Origin of the sequence: Streptomyces sp. NPDC102437 (genome assembly GCF_044765565.1) — a bacterium.
Classification (GTDB): Bacteria; Actinomycetota; Actinomycetes; order Streptomycetales; family Streptomycetaceae; genus Streptomyces.
Genome location: NZ_JBIWKI010000006.1, coordinates 87273 through 103146 on the forward strand (window position 1 = coordinate 87273; position 15874 = coordinate 103146).

A 15874-nucleotide genomic window follows, 5' to 3' on the forward strand; every position below is an offset into this window, starting at 1 on the left:
GCTGGAAAGTCCCGCGAGACTCTGCGTCATGGGAGCACTGATGAGCGTCGAACCCGAGGCCCCCGAGCCGCGGTGGGCGGTTCCGCCCGTGGGCGGCTGGACCGCCGATGACCTGGACACACTCCCGAATCTGCCTCCGCACACGGAGCTGATCGACGGGAGCCTTGTTTTCGTGAGTCCGCAGACCCTGTTCCATTCACGGGCGGTCGACTTCTTCAACTGGCAGCTGCAGTCGCTGGTGCCGCACGAATTCGAAGTCGTGCGCGAGTTCACCATCGACATCGACCGCTACAACCGGCCCGAACCCGATGTGATCGTCGTGGACGGCGAGGTCATCCAGGACCCGAGCCAGACCCGCTTCCCCGCCGAGTCCGTGCAGCTGGCCATCGAGGTCGTCTCCCCGGAATCCCTGACCCGGGACCGGGAGACCAAGCCCGTGAAGTATGCGCGGGCGAAGATCCCTCACTACTGGCGGGTGGAGAACCACGACGGCCGGGCGGTGGTCTACGTCTTCGAGCTGGAGCCGTCGACCGGGGCCTACACCTCCACCGGGATCTTCCACGACCGGATGAAGGTCTCCGTCCCCTTCGTCATCGATCTCGACCTCACCGCGATCACCGCGCGCCGCCGGGCGGCGGACCCGGCCCCGGAGTAGGCCGGTCCGAGGCGCCGCCCGGCCCGCCCGCTCACTCGTACTCGGGCGGCTCCTCGTCCCAGCCGAACTCGGGGTCCGAATCCGGGACCGCCGGAGCCGCCGGGGCCGGTACGGCTTTCACGGACGGGGCCGGGCCCGCCGCCCCGAACGACGCCAGCACCTCCAGGACCCCCTCCCCGTATGTCGCCAGCTTCTTCTCACCCAGGCCGCTGATCCCGCCCAGCCCGGACACCGAGTCCGGTCGCACCGTGGCGATCTCGCGCAGGGTCGCGTCGTGGAAGATGACGTACGCCGGAACGCCCTGCTCCTTCGCCTGGGCGCCCCGCCAGGCCCGCAGCGCCTCGAAGACCGGGACGGCCTCGGGGGCCAGATCGGCACCGGCCGCCTGGGACTTCGACTTGCGTTCGGCCTTCGCGGAGCGCGACGCGGGCTTGGGCGCCTCCTTGCGGAGCAGCACCTCGCGCTGCCGGCCGAGCACGGAGCCGCTCTCCTCCGTGAGCACCAGCGTGCCGTACTCGCCCTCGACCGCGATCAGGCCCTGAGCGAGCAACTGCCTTACCACGCCACGCCATTCGGCCTCGGCCAGCTCCTCGCCGATACCGAAGACCGAGAGCTGGTCGTGGTCGAACTGGATGACCTTGGCGGTCTTGCGGCCGAGCAGGATGTCGATGATCTGGCCCGCGCCGAACTTCTGCCCGCGCTCCCGCTTCAGCCGCACCACGGTCGACAGCAGCTTCTGCGCGGCCACCGTGCCGTCCCAGCTCTCGGGCGGCGTGAGGCAGGTGTCGCAGTTGCCGCACTCCGCCGACGTGGGCTCCTGGCCGAAGTAGGTCAGGAGCTGGGCGCGGCGGCAGCGGACCGTCTCGCACAGGGCGAGCATCGAGTCGAGGTGGGAGGCCGCCCGGCGGCGGAAGGCCTCGTCGCCCTCGCCGCCCTGGATCAGCTTGCGCTGCTGGACGACGTCCTGGAGCCCGTACGCCATCCAGGCCGTGGACGGCTGCCCGTCACGCCCGGCGCGGCCGGTCTCCTGGTAATAGCCCTCGACGGACTTCGGCAGGTCGAGGTGGGCGACGAAGCGTACGTCCGGCTTGTCGATGCCCATGCCGAAGGCGATGGTCGCGACGACGACCAGGCCCTCCTCGCGCAGGAACCGGGACTGGTGGACGGCGCGCGTACCCGCGTCGAGCCCCGCGTGGTACGGGACGGCCTCGATGCCGTTGCGGCAGAGGTATTCGGCGGTCTTCTCCGTGGAGTTGCGCGAGAGGCAGTAGACGATGCCCGCGTCCCCGGCGTGCTCATCCTTGAGGAAGGAGAGCAGCTGCTTCTTCGGGTCGGCCTTCGGCACGATCCGGTACTGGATGTTGGGCCGGTCGAAGCTGGCGACGAAGTGCTTGGCGTCGGGCATGCCCAGACGCTGGGTGATCTCCTGGTGCGTGGCGTCGGTCGCGGTCGCCGTCAGGGCGATGCGCGGTACGTCGGGCCAGCGCTCGCCGAGGACGGAGAGGGTCAGGTAGTCCGGGCGGAAGTCGTGACCCCACTGGGCCACGCAGTGCGCCTCGTCGATCGCGAAGACGGAGATCTCGGCGCGCGAGAGCAGCGCGAGCGTGGAATCCAGGCGGAGCCGCTCCGGGGCCAGGTAGAGCAGGTCGAGCTCTCCGGCGACGAACTGGGCCTCCATCGAGCGGCGCTCGTCGAAGTCCTGCGTGGAGTTGATGAAGCCGGCCCGCACGCCGAGCGCCCGCAGCGCGTCCACCTGGTCCTGCATCAGGGCGATCAGGGGCGAGATCACGATGCCCGTGCCTGCTCTGACCAGGGCGGGGATCTGGTAACAGAGGGACTTTCCGCCACCGGTGGGCATGAGCACGACGGCGTCGCCGCCCGCCACCACGTGGTCGACGATCGCTTCCTGCTCGCCGCGGAACGCCTCGTACCCGAATACCTTGTGCAGCGTCCGCAGTGCGTCGCTCTCGGTCACATCCATGGTCCCGCCCGTCGTGCCCATCGCTCTGTCCCCCGGGTCCGTCCCGCTTTTTCGTCCGTGTTGCCGCCGTCCCCTGCCACGATAGGCGCCGGATACGACAACGCCGGACGGGCTTGACTTCTCAAGCCCGTCCGGCGGCGGTCGCTGCTGCGTGGGAGTGCGCTACCTCACGAAGACTCCGGCCTGGCTCGCCAGGTCCAGGAAGTACTGCGGGGCCAGGCCCAGCACCAGCGTGACCGCGACTCCCACCGCGATCGTCGTCGTCGTCAGCGGGGACGGGACGGCGACCGTGGGGCCGTCCGCCTTCGGCTCGCTGAAGAACATCAGCACGATGACCCGGATGTAGAAGAACGCGGCGATCGCCGAAGAGATCACACCGACCACGACCAGTCCGCCCGCGCCGCCGTCTGCCGCCGCCTTGAACACGGCGAACTTTCCGGAGAACCCGGAGGTGAGCGGGATGCCGGCGAAGGCCAGCAGGAACACCGCGAAGACCGCGGCGACCAGCGGCGAGCGGCGGCCGAGCCCGGCCCACTTCGACAGGTGCGTGGCCTCGCCGCCCGCGTCGCGCACCAGGGTGACGACGGCGAACGCGCCGACCGTCACGAAGGAGTACGCGCCCAGGTAGAAGAGGACCGACGAGATTCCGTCGGGGGTCGTGGCGATCACACCGGCGAGGATGAATCCGGCGTGGGCGATCGAGGAGTAGGCCAGCAGCCGCTTGATGTCGGTCTGGGTGATGGCGACGATCGCACCGCCCAGCATCGTGACGATCGCGACGGCCCACATGACCGGCTTCCAGTCCCAGGCGAGGCCCGGCAGCACCACGTACAGCAGCCGCAGCAGCGCGCCGAACGCGGCGACCTTGGTGGCCGCGGCCATGAAGCCGGTCACCGGGGTAGGGGCGCCCTGGTAGACGTCCGGGGTCCACATGTGGAACGGGACGGCACCGACCTTGAAGAGCAGGCCGGTCAGGATCATCGCGCCGCCGATCAGGAGCAGCGCGTCGTTGCCCATGGTGTCGGCGAGTGCCGGGTCGATCTGGGTGACGGAGCCGTCGACCACGTGCGCGATCGCCGCGTACGAGACGGAGCCCGCGTACCCGTAGAGCAGGGCGATCCCGAAGAGCAGGAACGCCGAGGAGAAGGCGCCGAGCAGGAAGTACTTCACCGCGGCCTCCTGCGACATCAGCCGCTTGCGGCGGGCGACGGCGCACAGGAGGTAGAGCGGGAGGGAGAAGACTTCCAGGGCCACGAAGAGCGTCAGCAGGTCGTTGGCCGCGGGGAAGACGAGCATGCCGGCCACCGAGAAGAGGACCAGCGGGAAGACCTCGGTGGTGGTGAATCCGGCCTTGACCGCGGCCTTCTCGCTGTCACTGCCGGGGACCGAGGCGGCCTGGGCGGCGAAGGAGTCCACCTGCTTGCCGTGCGCGGCGGGGTCGAGCCGGCGCTCGGCGAAGGTGAAGACGGCGACCAGCGAGGTCAGCAGGATGGTGCCCTGCAGGAACAGCGTCGGCCCGTCGATCGCGATGGCGCCCATCGCGGCGATGTGCGCCTTCGTCGTGCCGTATCCGCCGGCCGCCAGTCCGACGACCGCGGCGAACGCGGCGGCCAGCGCGACGACCGTGAGGAAGACCTGCGTGTAGTAACGGGCCCGGCGCGGCACGAAGGCCTCGACGAGTACGCCCACGACGGCGACACCGATCACAATGAGGACCGGGGCCAGCTGGGTGTACTCGATGACCGGGGCCTTGAACTTCTCGACCGGGGCGGCCGATGTCACCCCGCCCGCCGTTGTCCACAAGCTGTGGACAGCTGTTGCGCTCACTTGGCGGCCTCCACCTCAGGCTGGGGGTCCTTCTTCTGGACGTCCGACATGGTGTGCTGCACCGCCGGGTTGACGATCTCCGTCAGCGGCTTCGGATAGACACCCAGGAAGAGCAGCAGCGCGATCAGCGGGAGTACCACCACCAGCTCCCGGACCTTGAGGTCCGCCATGCCCTGGACCTCGGCCTTCACCGGGCCGGTCATCGTCCGCTGGTAGAGGACGAGGACGTAGAGCGCGGCGAGCACGATGCCGGTCGTGGCGACGATGCCCGCCGCCGGGTACGCGCTGAACGTGCCGACCAGGACCAGGAACTCGCTGACGAACGGGGCGAGTCCGGGCAGCGACAGGGTGGCCAGACCACCGATCAGGAAGGTGCCGGCCAGGATCGGCGCCACCTTCTGCACCCCGCCGTAGTCGGCGATGAGCCGCGAACCGCGCCGGGTGATCAGGAAGCCCGCCACCAGCATCAGCGCTGCGGTCGAGATGCCGTGGTTGACCATGTAGAGCGTGGCGCCGGACTGGCCCTGGCTGGTCATCGCGAAGATGCCCAGGATGATGAAGCCGAAGTGCGAGATCGACGCGTAGGCGATCAGGCGCTTGATGTCGCGCTGGCCGACGGCGAGCAGCGCCCCGTACACGATGCTGATCAGCGCCAGGACGACGATCACCGGCGTCGCCCACTTGCTGGCCTCCGGGAAGAGCTGGAGGCAGAAGCGGAGCATCGCGAAGGTGCCGACCTTGTCGACGACCGCGGTGATCAGGACGGCGACCGGGGAGGTCGCCTCGCCCATCGCGTTGGGCAGCCAGGTGTGCAGCGGCCACAGCGGGGCCTTCACCGCGAAGGCGAAGAAGAACCCGAGGAAGAGCCAGCGCTCGGTGCTGGTAGCCATGGAGAGCGAGCCGTTGGCGCGGGCCTCGGCGATCTCGGAGAGCGAGAACGTCCCCGCGACGACGTAGAGCCCGATCACGGCGGCCAGCATGATGAGCCCGCCGACCAGGTTGTAGAGGAGGAACTTCACCGCGGCGTACGAGCGTTGCGCCGCCGCGTTCTCGTCGCTGCCGGTGTGCGCCCGGTCCCCGAAGCCGCCGATGAGGAAGTACATCGGGATGAGCATGGCTTCGAAGAGGATGTAGAAGAGGAAGACGTCGGTGGCCTCGAAGGAGAGGATCACCATCGCTTCGACCATCAGGATCAGGGCGAAGAAGCCCTGGGTCGGGCGCCAGCGCGAGGACTTGGTCTCCAGGGGGTCGGCGTCGTGCCAGCCGGCCAGGATGACGAAGGGGATCAGCAGGGCGGTGAGCGCCATGAGCGCCACCCCGATGCCGTCAACGCCCAGTTCGTACCGGACGCCGAAGTCCTTGATCCAGGCGTGCGATTCGGTGAGCTGGTAGCGGGCGCCGCCGGGCTCGAAGCGGGCGAGCGCGATGCCCGCCAGCACGAGGGTGGCCAGCGAGAAGAGCAGCGCCAGCCATTTGGCGGTGGTGCGCCGGGCGGCCGGGACGGCGGCGGTGGCGACCGCGCCGATCGCCGGGAGCGCAGCCGTCGCTGTCAGGAGGGGAAAGGACATGGTGATCAGACCGCCCTCATCAGCAGGGTCGCGGCGATGACAACCGCCGTACCGCCGAACATCGAGACCGCGTAGGTGCGGGCGTAGCCGTTCTGCAGCTTGCGCAGCCGGCCGGAGAGCCCGCCCATCGAGGCCGCCGTGCCGTTGACGACGCCGTCGACCAGGGTGTGGTCGACGTACACCAGGGAGCGGGTGAGGTGCTCGCCGCCGCGGACCAGGACCACGTGGTTGAAGTCGTCCTGGAGGAGGTCGCGGCGGGCGGCCCGGGTGAGCAGCGAGCCGCGCGGGGCGACGACCGGCACGGGCTTGCGTCCGTACATCGCCCAGGCGATGGCGACGCCGATGACGAGCACCACCATGGTGGCGGCGGTGACGGTCGTGGCGCTGACCGGGGCGTGTCCGTGGCTGTGGCCGGTGACCGGCTCCAGCCAGTTGAGGAAGCGGTCGCCGATGGAGAAGAAGCCTCCGGCGAAGACCGAACCGAACGCCAGGATGATCATGGGGATGGTCATCGACTTCGGGGACTCGTGCGGATGCGGCTCGGCATGCTCACCGCGGGTCTCGGCCGCCGGTTCGACATCCGGCTCGGTGGGCGACGGTGTCGGCGCCCGACGCCACCGCTCCTCGCCGAAGAAGGTCAGCAGCATCACGCGCGTCATGTAGAACGCGGTGATCGCGGCGCCCAGCAAGGCCACCGAGCCGAGGATCCAGCCCTCGGTGCCACCCTTGGCGAAGGCAGCCTCGATGATCTTGTCCTTGGAGAAGAAGCCGGACAGACCGGGGAAACCGATGATCGCGAGGTAGCCGAGGCCGAAGGTGATGAAGGTGACCGGCATGTACTTCCGCAGGCCGCCGAACTTCCGCATGTCGACCTCGTCGTTCATGCCGTGCATGACCGAACCGGCGCCGAGGAAGAGCCCGGCCTTGAAGAAGCCGTGCGTCACCAGGTGCATGATCGCGAAGACGTAGCCGATCGGGCCGAGCCCGGCGGCCAGGATCATGTAGCCGATCTGCGACATCGTCGACCCGGCGAGGGCCTTCTTGATGTCGTCCTTCGCGCAACCGACGATCGCACCGAAGAGCAGCGTGACCGCTCCGACGACCACGACGGCCAGTTGCGCTTCCGGTGCGGCGTTGAAGATCGCGCCGGACCTGACGACGAGGTAGACACCCGCGGTCACCATGGTCGCGGCGTGGATGAGGGCGGAGACCGGGGTCGGGCCCTCCATCGCGTCACCGAGCCAGGACTGCAGCGGCACCTGGGCCGACTTGCCGCAGGCCGCGAGCAGCAGCATCAGACCGATCGCCGTCAGCTTGCCCTCGCTGGTCTCCCCGGTGGCTTCGAGGACGGGGCCGAAGGCGAAGGTGCCGAAGGTGGTGAACATCAGCATGATCGCGATCGACAGGCCCATGTCACCGACGCGGTTGACCAGGAACGCCTTCTTGGCGGCCGTGGCCGCGCTGGGCTTGTGCTGCCAGAAGCCGATGAGCAGGTACGACGCCAGACCGACGCCCTCCCACCCGACGTACAGCAGCAGGTAGTTGTCGGCGATGACCAGGATCAGCATCGCCGCGAGGAACAGGTTCAGATAGCCGAAGAAGCGGCGCCGGCGCTCGTCGTGCGCCATGTAGCCGATCGAGTAGATGTGGATCAAGGTGCCCACACCGGTGATCAGCAGCACGAACGTCATCGACAACTGGTCGAGCTGGAAGGCCACATCGGCCTGGAAGCCCTCGACCGGGATCCAGCTGAACAGCTTCTGGTGCAGCGCCCGGTCCTCCGCGCCTTTCCCCAGCATGTCGAGGAAGAGCACGACGCCGATGGCGAACGACGCGGCGGCGAACAGGGTGCCGATCCAGTGTCCGGCGCGGTCCAGCCGTCGGCCGCCGCAGAGCAGGACCACCGCTCCGAGCAGGGGCGCCGCGACAAGCAGCGCGATCAGGTTCTCCACGATTCAACGTCCCCTTACAGCTTCATCAGGCTGGCGTCGTCGACCGAGGCCGAGTGGCGGGAACGGAACACCGACACGATGATCGCGAGCCCGACCACGACCTCCGCGGCGGCGACGACCATCGTGAAGAAGGCGATGATCTGGCCGTCGAGATTGCCGTGCATCCGGGAGAAGGTCACGAACGCGAGGTTGCAGGCGTTGAGCATCAGCTCCACGCACATGAACACCACGATCGCGTTCCGCCGGATCAGCACACCGGCCGCGCCGATGGTGAACAGCAGGGCTGCGAGATAGAGGTAGTTGACCGGATTCACTTGGCGACCTCCTCTTCTTCGTTGTCACGGCCGAGCCGTTCCTCGGAGCGCTGCTCCAGCGCCTTGAGCTGGTCCAGCGACTCGTTCGACACGTCGCGGATCTGGCCTCGGTTGCGCAGCGTCTGCATGACGGTGAGCTCGGAAGGCGTGCCGTCCGGGAGCAGACCCGGGATGTCCACGGCGTTGTGCCGGGCGTAGACACCGGGGGCGGGCAGCGGCGGAAGCTGCTTGCCGCGTACGCGCTCCTCGGACATCTCCCGCTGGGTCCTGGCCCGTTCGGTGCGCTCCCGGTGGGTGAGCACCATCGCGCCGACCGTCGCCGTGATCAGCAGGGCGCCGGTGATCTCGAAGGCGAAGACGTACTTGGTGAAGATGAGGCTGGCCAGCCCCTCGACGTTCCCGCCGTGCTCGGTGTTGGCGGTGCCGAGTCCGTTGAAGCTGTTCAGCGAGGCGTTGCCGATGCCCGCGATCAGCAGGACGCCGAAGCCGAGCCCGCAGCCCGCGGCCAGCCAGCGCTGCCCCTTGAGGGTCTCCTTCAGCGAGTCGGCCGCGGTGACACCGACGAGCATGACCACGAAGAGGAACAGCATCATGATCGCGCCGGTGTAGACGACGATCTGGACGATGCCGAGGAAATAGGCGCCGTTGGCGAGGTAGAACACCGCCAGGACGATCATGGTCCCGGCGAGGCTCAGCGCACTGTGCACGGCCTTCTTCATCAGTACGGTGGACAGCGCGCCCATCACGGCGACGATGCCGAGCAGCCAGAACTGGACGGCCTCGCCGGTCGAGGTCTGGGAGGCCGCGGCGGCCAGGCCGGTCATGCGCCCACCCCCTGCGCCGGGCCGTTGTTCTCGCTGTGCCCGTCGGCCGGCTTCTCGCCCTTGGAGACCGCGACCTGGGGCTCCGTACCGGGCGCGGCCTCGGTGACCAGGCCCCGGTAGTAGTCCTGTTCGTCCATCCCGGGGAAGATCGCGTGCGGGGTGTCGACCATGCCCTCCTCCAGGCCCGCGAGCAGCTCGTCCTTGGTGTAGATGAGGCTCTCGCGGGTGGTGTTGGCGAGCTCGAACTCATTGGTCATCGTCAGCGCCCGGGTCGGGCATGCCTCGATGCACAGTCCGCAGAGGATGCAGCGCGCGTAATTGATCTGGTAGACGCGGCCGTAGCGCTCACCCGGGGAGTAGCGCTCCTCGTCGGTGTTGTCCGCACCTTCGACGTAGATCGCGTCCGCCGGGCAGGCCCAGGCGCACAGCTCGCAGCCGACGCACTTCTCCAGACCGTCCGGGTGACGGTTGAGCTGGTGCCGGCCGTGGAAGCGCGGCGCCGTCACCTTCGGCGTTTCCGGGTACTGCTCGGTCAGCCGCTTCTTGAACATGGCCTTGAAGGTCACGCCGAAGCCGGCGACGGGGTTCTGGAACTTCTCCTCCGAGGACCCCGAGGATCCCGAGGCTCCCGAAGTCCCCGAGGACTCTGGTGACTCAGACACCGTCAGCCTCCTTTCCGTCACTCGAATTTCCGTCACTCTGAGTATCCGACCCGCCACTGACAACGAGCTCCCGCTCGCCCCGCGGCCTGCGGCGCGGCACCGGCGGCAGGGTCTGTCCGGGCAGCGGCGGCACCGGGAACCCGCCCGCCATCGGATCGAACGCCGGCCCCGGTCCGGGCTCCGCCTCGGCGGCCCGGCCCTTCTTGTCGCGGAAGATGTCGGCGACGAAGGAGATCAGCAGAATCGCGATCACGGCCCCGGCCACGTACAGCACGATCCTCGTGAAGTCGTAGCCCTCGTTGCGCAGCGCCCGCACCGTCGCGACCAGCATCAGCCAGACCACGGAGACCGGGATCAGGACCTTCCAGCCGAGCTTCATCAGCTGGTCGTAACGGACCCGGGGCAGCGTGCCGCGCAGCCAGATGAAGAAGAACAGCAGCAGCTGGACCTTGAGGACGAACCAGAGCATCGGCCACCAGCCGTGGTTCGCGCCCTCCCAGAAGGTGCTGATCGGCCACGGGGCCCGCCAGCCGCCCAGGAACAGGGTCGTGGCGACCGCGGAGACGGTGACCATGTTGACGTACTCGGCGAGCATGAACATCGCGAACTTGATCGACGAGTACTCGGTGTTGAAGCCGCCGACCAGGTCGCCCTCGGACTCCGGCATGTCGAACGGGGCGCGGTTGGTCTCGCCGACCATCGTGACGATGTAGATGATGAACGACACCGGCAGCAGCAGGATGAACCAGCGGTCCTGCTGCGCCTCCACGATCTTCGAGGTCGACATCGACCCGGAGTAGAGGAAGACCGAGGCGAACGCGGCGCCCATCGCGATCTCGTAGCTGATCATCTGCGCGCAGGAGCGCAGACCGCCCAGGAGCGGGTACGTCGACCCGGACGACCAGCCGGCCAGCACGATGCCGTAGATCCCGACCGAGGCGACGGCGAGGATGTAGAGCATCGCGATCGGCAGGTCGGTGAGCTGCATCGTGGTGCGGTGCCCGAAGATCGAGACCTCGTTGCCGGACGGGCCGAACGGGATCACGGCGATCGCCATGAACGCCGGGATGGCGGCGACGATCGGCGCGAGCACGTACACGACCTTGTCGGCCCGCTTGACGACGAGGTCCTCCTTCAGCATCAGCTTGATGCCGTCGGCGAGCGACTGGAGCATGCCCCAGGGACCGTGCCGGTTGGGACCGATGCGCAGCTGCATCCAGGCGACGACCTTGCGCTCCCACACGATGGAGAAGAGCACGGTCACCATCAGGAACGCGAAGCAGAACACCGCCTTGATGACGACGAGCCACCACGGGTCGGTGCCGAACATCGACAGGTCCTCGGCGGCGAGTACCGCACTGTGCGGTGCCGCGGCCAGTTGAGCGAAGGCACTCACGCCCCCACCTCCGGTGTGACGTCGGGAGTACCCGGCGCGGCGGGGCCGATCCGGACCGGACCGCCGGGCCGGGCACCGGTGTCGGCCGGAACGCCCCGCCCGGCGGAGTTCAGCGGCACCCAGACCACCCGGTCCGGCATGTCGGTGACCTTCAACGGGAACGCGACGCTGCCCGCCGGGCCGGTGACGGCCAGCAGATCGCCGTCCTTCACACCCGTCTCGGCGGCGGTGGCCGCGGAGAGCCGGGCGACCGCGGCGTGCCGGGTACCGGCCAGCGCCTCGTCGCCCTCCTGGAGCCGGCCCAGGTCGAGCAGCATCCGGTGGCCCGCGAGGATCGCCTCGCCGTCGCCGGGCCTGGGCAGCGGCCGCGCCGGCTCGTTCGGGTCGGTGGCGTGCGTACCGGTCCAGCCGCCCAGCCGGTCCAGCTCACGACGTACGGACTTCAGGTCCGGCAGCGCGAAGTGACTGACTTCATCAGCGCCCCTGGCGCGGGCCATCGCGTCGGCCAGCATGTGCAGCACCCGGGCGTCGCCCGGCGCGAGCGTGCGCGTCATCTGCTCGGGCTTCAGCGCCGCCTCGAACATCCGGGCCCGGCCCTCCCAGTTGAGGAAGGTGCCGGACTTCTCGGCCACCGCGGCGACCGGGAAGACCACGTCGGCGCGGTCGGTGACCTCGTTCGGACGCTGCTCCAGGGAGACCAGGAAGCCGACCTGGTCCAGCGCCTCCAGGGCCCGTGCCGGGTTCGGCAGGTCCACGGTCTGGACCCCGGCGACGACCAGCGCGCCCAGTTCGCCGGTGGCCGCGGCCTCGACGATCTGGCCGGTGTCGCGGCCGAAGCGGGACGGGAGTTCGGCGACGCCCCAGGCGGCCGCCACCTCGTCCCTGGCCCGCGGGTCGGTCGCCGGACGGCCCCCGGGCAGCAGCGACGGGAGTGCGCCCGCCTCCACCGCGCCGCGCTCGCCGGCCCGGCGCGGGATCCACACCAGCGCGGCCCCGGTCGCGGTCGCCGTCCGTACCGCGGCGGTGAGCCCGCCCGGCACCCCGGCCAGCCGCTCGCCGACCACGATCACGGCGCCCTCGCTCCGCAGCGCCTCGGCCGCCGCGGCTCCGTCGCCCTCGAGTCCGACACCGCCCGCGATCGCGTCCAGCCACTCGGTCTCGGTGCCGGGGGCGGCGGCAAGCAGCGTGCCGCCCGCCTTCTCCAGCCCCCGGGTGGCGTGCGAGGCGACGGCGTAGGTGCGCTGTCCGTGCTTGCGGTTCGCCTTGCGCAGCCGCAGGAAGACGCCGGGCGCCTCCTCCTCCGACTCGAACCCGACCAGCAGCACCGTCGGGGCCTTCTCCAGCGAGGTGTACGTGACACCCGCGCCGTCCAGGTCCCGGCCGCGCCCGGCCACTCGGGCGGCCAGGAAGTCGGCCTCCTCGCTGCTGTGGACCCGGGCCCGGAAGTCGATGTCGTTGGTGTCCAGGGCGATCCGGGCGAACTTGCTGTACGCGTAGGCGTCCTCGACGGTCAGCCGGCCGCCGGTGAGCACCCCGGTCCGGCCGCGCGCCGCGGAGAGGCCGGCGGCCGCGGCGGCGAGCGCCTCGGGCCAGCCCGCGGGTTCCAGGACACCGTCCGCGTTGCGTACCAGGGGGGTGGTGAGCCGGTCCCGCTGCTGCGCGTAACGGAAGCCGAAGCGGCCCTTGTCGCAGACCCACTCCTCGTTGACCTCGGGGTCGTTGGCGGCGAGCCGCCGCATGACCTTGCCGCGCCGGTGGTCGGTGCGGGTCGCGCAGCCGCCCGCGCAGTGCTCGCACACCGACGGCGAGGAGACCAGGTCGAAGGGGCGGGAGCGGAATCGGTACGCCGCCGAGGTCAGCGCCCCTACCGGGCAGATCTGGATGGTGTTCCCGGAGAAGTACGACTCGAACGGGTCGCCCTCGCCGGTACCGACCTGCTGGAGCGCGCCGCGCTCGATCAGCTCGATCATCGGGTCGCCCGCCACCTGGTTGGAGAACCGGGTGCAGCGCGCGCAGAGCACGCACCGCTCACGGTCCAGCAGCACCTGGGTGGAGATCGGGACGGGCTTCTCGTACGTCCGCTTCTTGCCGTCGAAGCGGGAGTCCGCGTCGCCGTGCGACATCGCCTGGTTCTGCAGCGGGCACTCGCCGCCCTTGTCGCAGACCGGGCAGTCCAGCGGGTGGTTGATGAGCAGCAGCTCCATCACACCCTTCTGGGCCTTCTCGGCGACCGGCGAGGTGAGCTGCGACCTGACGACCATGCCGTCGGTGCAGGTGATGGTGCAGGACGCCATCGGCTTGCGCTGCCCCTCGACCTCGACGATGCACTGGCGGCAGGCGCCGACCGGGTCGAGGAGCGGGTGGTCGCAGAAGCGCGGGATCTCGATGCCGAGGAGTTCGGCGGCCCGGATGACCAGGGTGCCCTTGGGCACGCTGATCTCGATGCCGTCGATGGTCAGCGTGACCAGGTCCTCGGGCGGGATGGCCGCCTCGCCGCCCCCGGAGGGCGCACTCGTGGTGACTGTCATGCGTTCACCCCCTGGTGAGCGTTCTTGTCGTCGGCCCAGGCGGTCGACCTGGCGGGATCGAAGGGGCAGCCCTTGCCCGTGATGTGCTCCTCGTACTCCTCGCGGAAGTACTTCAGCGAGGAGAAGATCGGCGAGGCGGCGCCGTCGCCGAGGGCGCAGAAGGACTTGCCGTTGATGTTGTCGGCGATGTCGTTCAGCTTGTCGAGGTCGGACATCTGGCCCTTGCCGGCCTCGATGTCGCGCAGCAACTGGACGAGCCAGTAGGTGCCTTCGCGGCAGGGCGTGCACTTGCCGCAGGACTCGTGGGCGTAGAACTCGGTCCAGCGGGTGACGGCCCGCACCACGCAGGTGGTCTCGTCGAAGCACTGGAGCGCCTTGGTGCCGAGCATGGATCCGGCCGCGCCGACGCCCTCGTAGTCGAGCGGTACGTCGAGGTGCTCGTCGGTGAACATCGGGGTCGACGAGCCGCCGGGCGTCCAGAACTTCAGCCGGTGGCCGGGACGCATCCCGCCGCTCATGTCGAGCAGCTGGCGCAGCGTGATGCCGAGCGGGGCCTCGTACTGGCCGGGGCCCGCGACGTGCCCGCTGAGCGAGTACAGCGTGAAGCCCGGGGACTTCTCGCTGCCCATCGACTTGAACCAGTCCTTGCCCCGGTTCAGGATCGCGGGAACCGAGGCGATGGACTCGACGTTGTTCACCACAGTGGGGCAGGCGTACAGACCGGCGACCGCGGGGAAGGGAGGTCGCAGCCGGGGCTGGCCACGCCGTCCTTCGAGAGAGTCGAGCAGCGCGGTTTCCTCACCACAGATGTACGCGCCGGCACCGGCGTGCACCGTGAGTTCCAGATCGAGCCCCGAGCCCAGGATGTTCGTCCCCAGATAACCCGCCTCGTACGCCTCTCGTACGGCCTCGTGCAGGCGCCGCAGCACGGGGACGACCTCACCACGCAAGTAGATGAACGCGTGCGACGAACGGATCGCGTAACAGGCGATCACGATGCCCTCGATGAGGCTGTGCGGGTTGGCGAACAGGAGCGGGATGTCCTTGCAGGTCCCCGGTTCCGATTCGTCGGCGTTGACAACCAGATAGTGCGGTTTGCCGTCGCCCTGCGGGATGAACTGCCACTTCATCCCGGTGGGGAAGCCCGCGCCGCCGCGTCCGCGCAGACCGGAGTCCTTGACGTAGGCGATCAGGTCGTCCGGCGCCATGGCGAGGGCCTTGCGCAGTCCCTCGTACCCCTCGTGGCGGCGGTAGGTGTCCAGTGTCCAGGATTCCGGCTCGTCCCAGAAGGCGGAGAGGACAGGGGCGAGCAGCTTCTCGGGGCTGTCCCCGTTGCCGCTTCCGTTGTCATTGATCTCGGTCGTCAACGTCATCACTCCCCCTCCTCGGCGGTCGGGCCGGCCGGCTGGTCCGGGTCCTGCGGGGCAGTGTGGCCGGGCTCGCCGTGCGGGCGCTCGCCGCGGGGGGCGACGACGCGCGGGAGCGGCTCCTCCCCCTTGGCGAGGCGGAGGCCGATCAGCGAGGCGGGGCCCGCGCCGCCGGAGGCCTCGACGGCGCCGGGGCGCTCGTCGGGGAAACCGGCCAGGATGCGGGCGGTCTCCTTGTACGAGCAGAGCGGGGCGCCGCGGGTGGGTTCGACGGTGCGCCCGGCGATCAGGTCGTCGACCAGGCGGGTCGCGCTCTCGGGCGTCTGGTTGTCGAAGAACTCCCAGTTGACCATCACCACGGGCGCGAAGTCGCAGGCCGCGTTGCACTCGATGTGTTCGAGGGTGACCTTGCCGTCTTCGGTCGTCTCGTCGTTGCCGACACCGAGGTGCTCCTTGAGCCGGTCGAAGATCGCGTCGCCGCCCATCACCGCGCAGAGCGTGTTGGTGCAGACGCCGACCTGGTAGTCGCCGCTCGGCCTGCGCCGGTACATCGTGTAGAAGGTGGCGACCGCGGTGACCTCGGCGGTGGTGAGGCCGAGCAGCTCGGCGCAGAACGCCATGCCCGTACGGGAGACGTAGCCCTCCTCGGACTGCACCAGGTGCAGCAGGGGCAGCAGGGCGGAGCGGCTGCCGGGGTAGCGGGCGATCACCTCCTTCGCGTCCGCTTCGAGCCTGGCGCGCACCTCGGCCGGGTAGGCGGGGGCGGGGAGCTGCGGCATCCCCAGACTGACTTCCTGACG

General features: G+C 69.5%; 12 protein-coding genes. 1 reads left to right on the plus strand and 11 read right to left on the minus strand.

The annotated features are described in order from the left end of the window. Positions 1–40 precede the first annotated feature (40 nt). On the plus strand, positions 41–655 hold the full coding sequence (locus tag ACIRJP_RS10105; RefSeq protein WP_404171139.1) for a Uma2 family endonuclease: 615 nt from the start codon (positions 41–43) through the stop codon (positions 653–655). A 31-nt stretch (positions 656–686) separates the two neighbouring features. On the opposite strand, the gene recQ is transcribed toward ACIRJP_RS10105, so the two are convergent. From recQ to nuoE, 11 genes are all read right to left on the minus strand, one after another. After that, positions 687–2657, minus strand: a complete 1971-nt coding sequence (gene recQ / locus ACIRJP_RS10110) for a DNA helicase RecQ (protein WP_404170657.1) — start codon at positions 2655–2657, stop codon at positions 687–689. Between the two features lie 141 nt (positions 2658–2798). Then, complete coding sequence (gene nuoN, locus ACIRJP_RS10115) at positions 2799–4463, minus strand: NADH-quinone oxidoreductase subunit NuoN (RefSeq protein WP_404170660.1); 1665 nt, start codon at positions 4461–4463, stop codon at positions 2799–2801. Continuing rightward, a complete protein-coding gene (locus tag ACIRJP_RS10120; protein ID WP_360921863.1) occupies positions 4460–6031 on the minus strand; it encodes an NADH-quinone oxidoreductase subunit M in 1572 nt (523 codons plus the stop codon). The genes nuoN and ACIRJP_RS10120 overlap by 4 nt, the downstream gene beginning before the upstream one ends. 5 nt (positions 6032–6036) lie before the next feature. Beyond that, positions 6037–7983, minus strand: coding sequence for an NADH-quinone oxidoreductase subunit L (nuoL, locus tag ACIRJP_RS10125; RefSeq protein ID WP_404170664.1), 1947 nt, complete (start codon positions 7981–7983; stop codon positions 6037–6039). Positions 7984–7997: 14 nt separating this feature from the next. Then, positions 7998–8297 carry an NADH-quinone oxidoreductase subunit NuoK gene (gene nuoK, locus ACIRJP_RS10130; RefSeq protein ID WP_093543641.1) on the minus strand — a complete coding sequence of 100 codons (300 nt, stop codon included), beginning with the start codon at positions 8295–8297 and terminating at the stop codon, positions 7998–8000. After that, a complete protein-coding gene (locus tag ACIRJP_RS10135) occupies positions 8294–9121 on the minus strand; it encodes an NADH-quinone oxidoreductase subunit J (RefSeq protein WP_351259329.1) in 828 nt (275 codons plus the stop codon). Before ACIRJP_RS10135 ends, nuoK begins: the two co-directional genes overlap by 4 nt. After that, positions 9118–9783, minus strand: a complete 666-nt coding sequence (nuoI, locus tag ACIRJP_RS10140) for an NADH-quinone oxidoreductase subunit NuoI (RefSeq protein WP_404170668.1) — start codon at positions 9781–9783, stop codon at positions 9118–9120. The genes ACIRJP_RS10135 and nuoI overlap by 4 nt, the downstream gene beginning before the upstream one ends. Next, positions 9776–11179 carry an NADH-quinone oxidoreductase subunit NuoH gene (nuoH, locus tag ACIRJP_RS10145; protein WP_404170671.1) on the minus strand — a complete coding sequence of 468 codons (1404 nt, stop codon included), beginning with the start codon at positions 11177–11179 and terminating at the stop codon, positions 9776–9778. The genes nuoI and nuoH overlap by 8 nt, the downstream gene beginning before the upstream one ends. After that, complete coding sequence (locus ACIRJP_RS10150; RefSeq protein ID WP_404170674.1) at positions 11176–13707, minus strand: NADH-quinone oxidoreductase subunit G; 2532 nt, start codon at positions 13705–13707, stop codon at positions 11176–11178. The genes nuoH and ACIRJP_RS10150 overlap by 4 nt, the downstream gene beginning before the upstream one ends. After that, positions 13704–15080 (minus strand): NADH-quinone oxidoreductase subunit NuoF, encoded by a 1377-nt coding sequence (gene nuoF / locus ACIRJP_RS10155; protein WP_404170677.1) that lies wholly within the window; start codon positions 15078–15080, stop codon positions 13704–13706. The genes ACIRJP_RS10150 and nuoF overlap by 4 nt, the downstream gene beginning before the upstream one ends. Beyond that, positions 15080–15853, minus strand: coding sequence for an NADH-quinone oxidoreductase subunit NuoE (gene nuoE / locus ACIRJP_RS10160; RefSeq protein WP_404171142.1), 774 nt, complete (start codon positions 15851–15853; stop codon positions 15080–15082). The genes nuoF and nuoE overlap by 1 nt, the downstream gene beginning before the upstream one ends. Between the last annotated feature and the right edge of the window lie 21 nt (positions 15854–15874).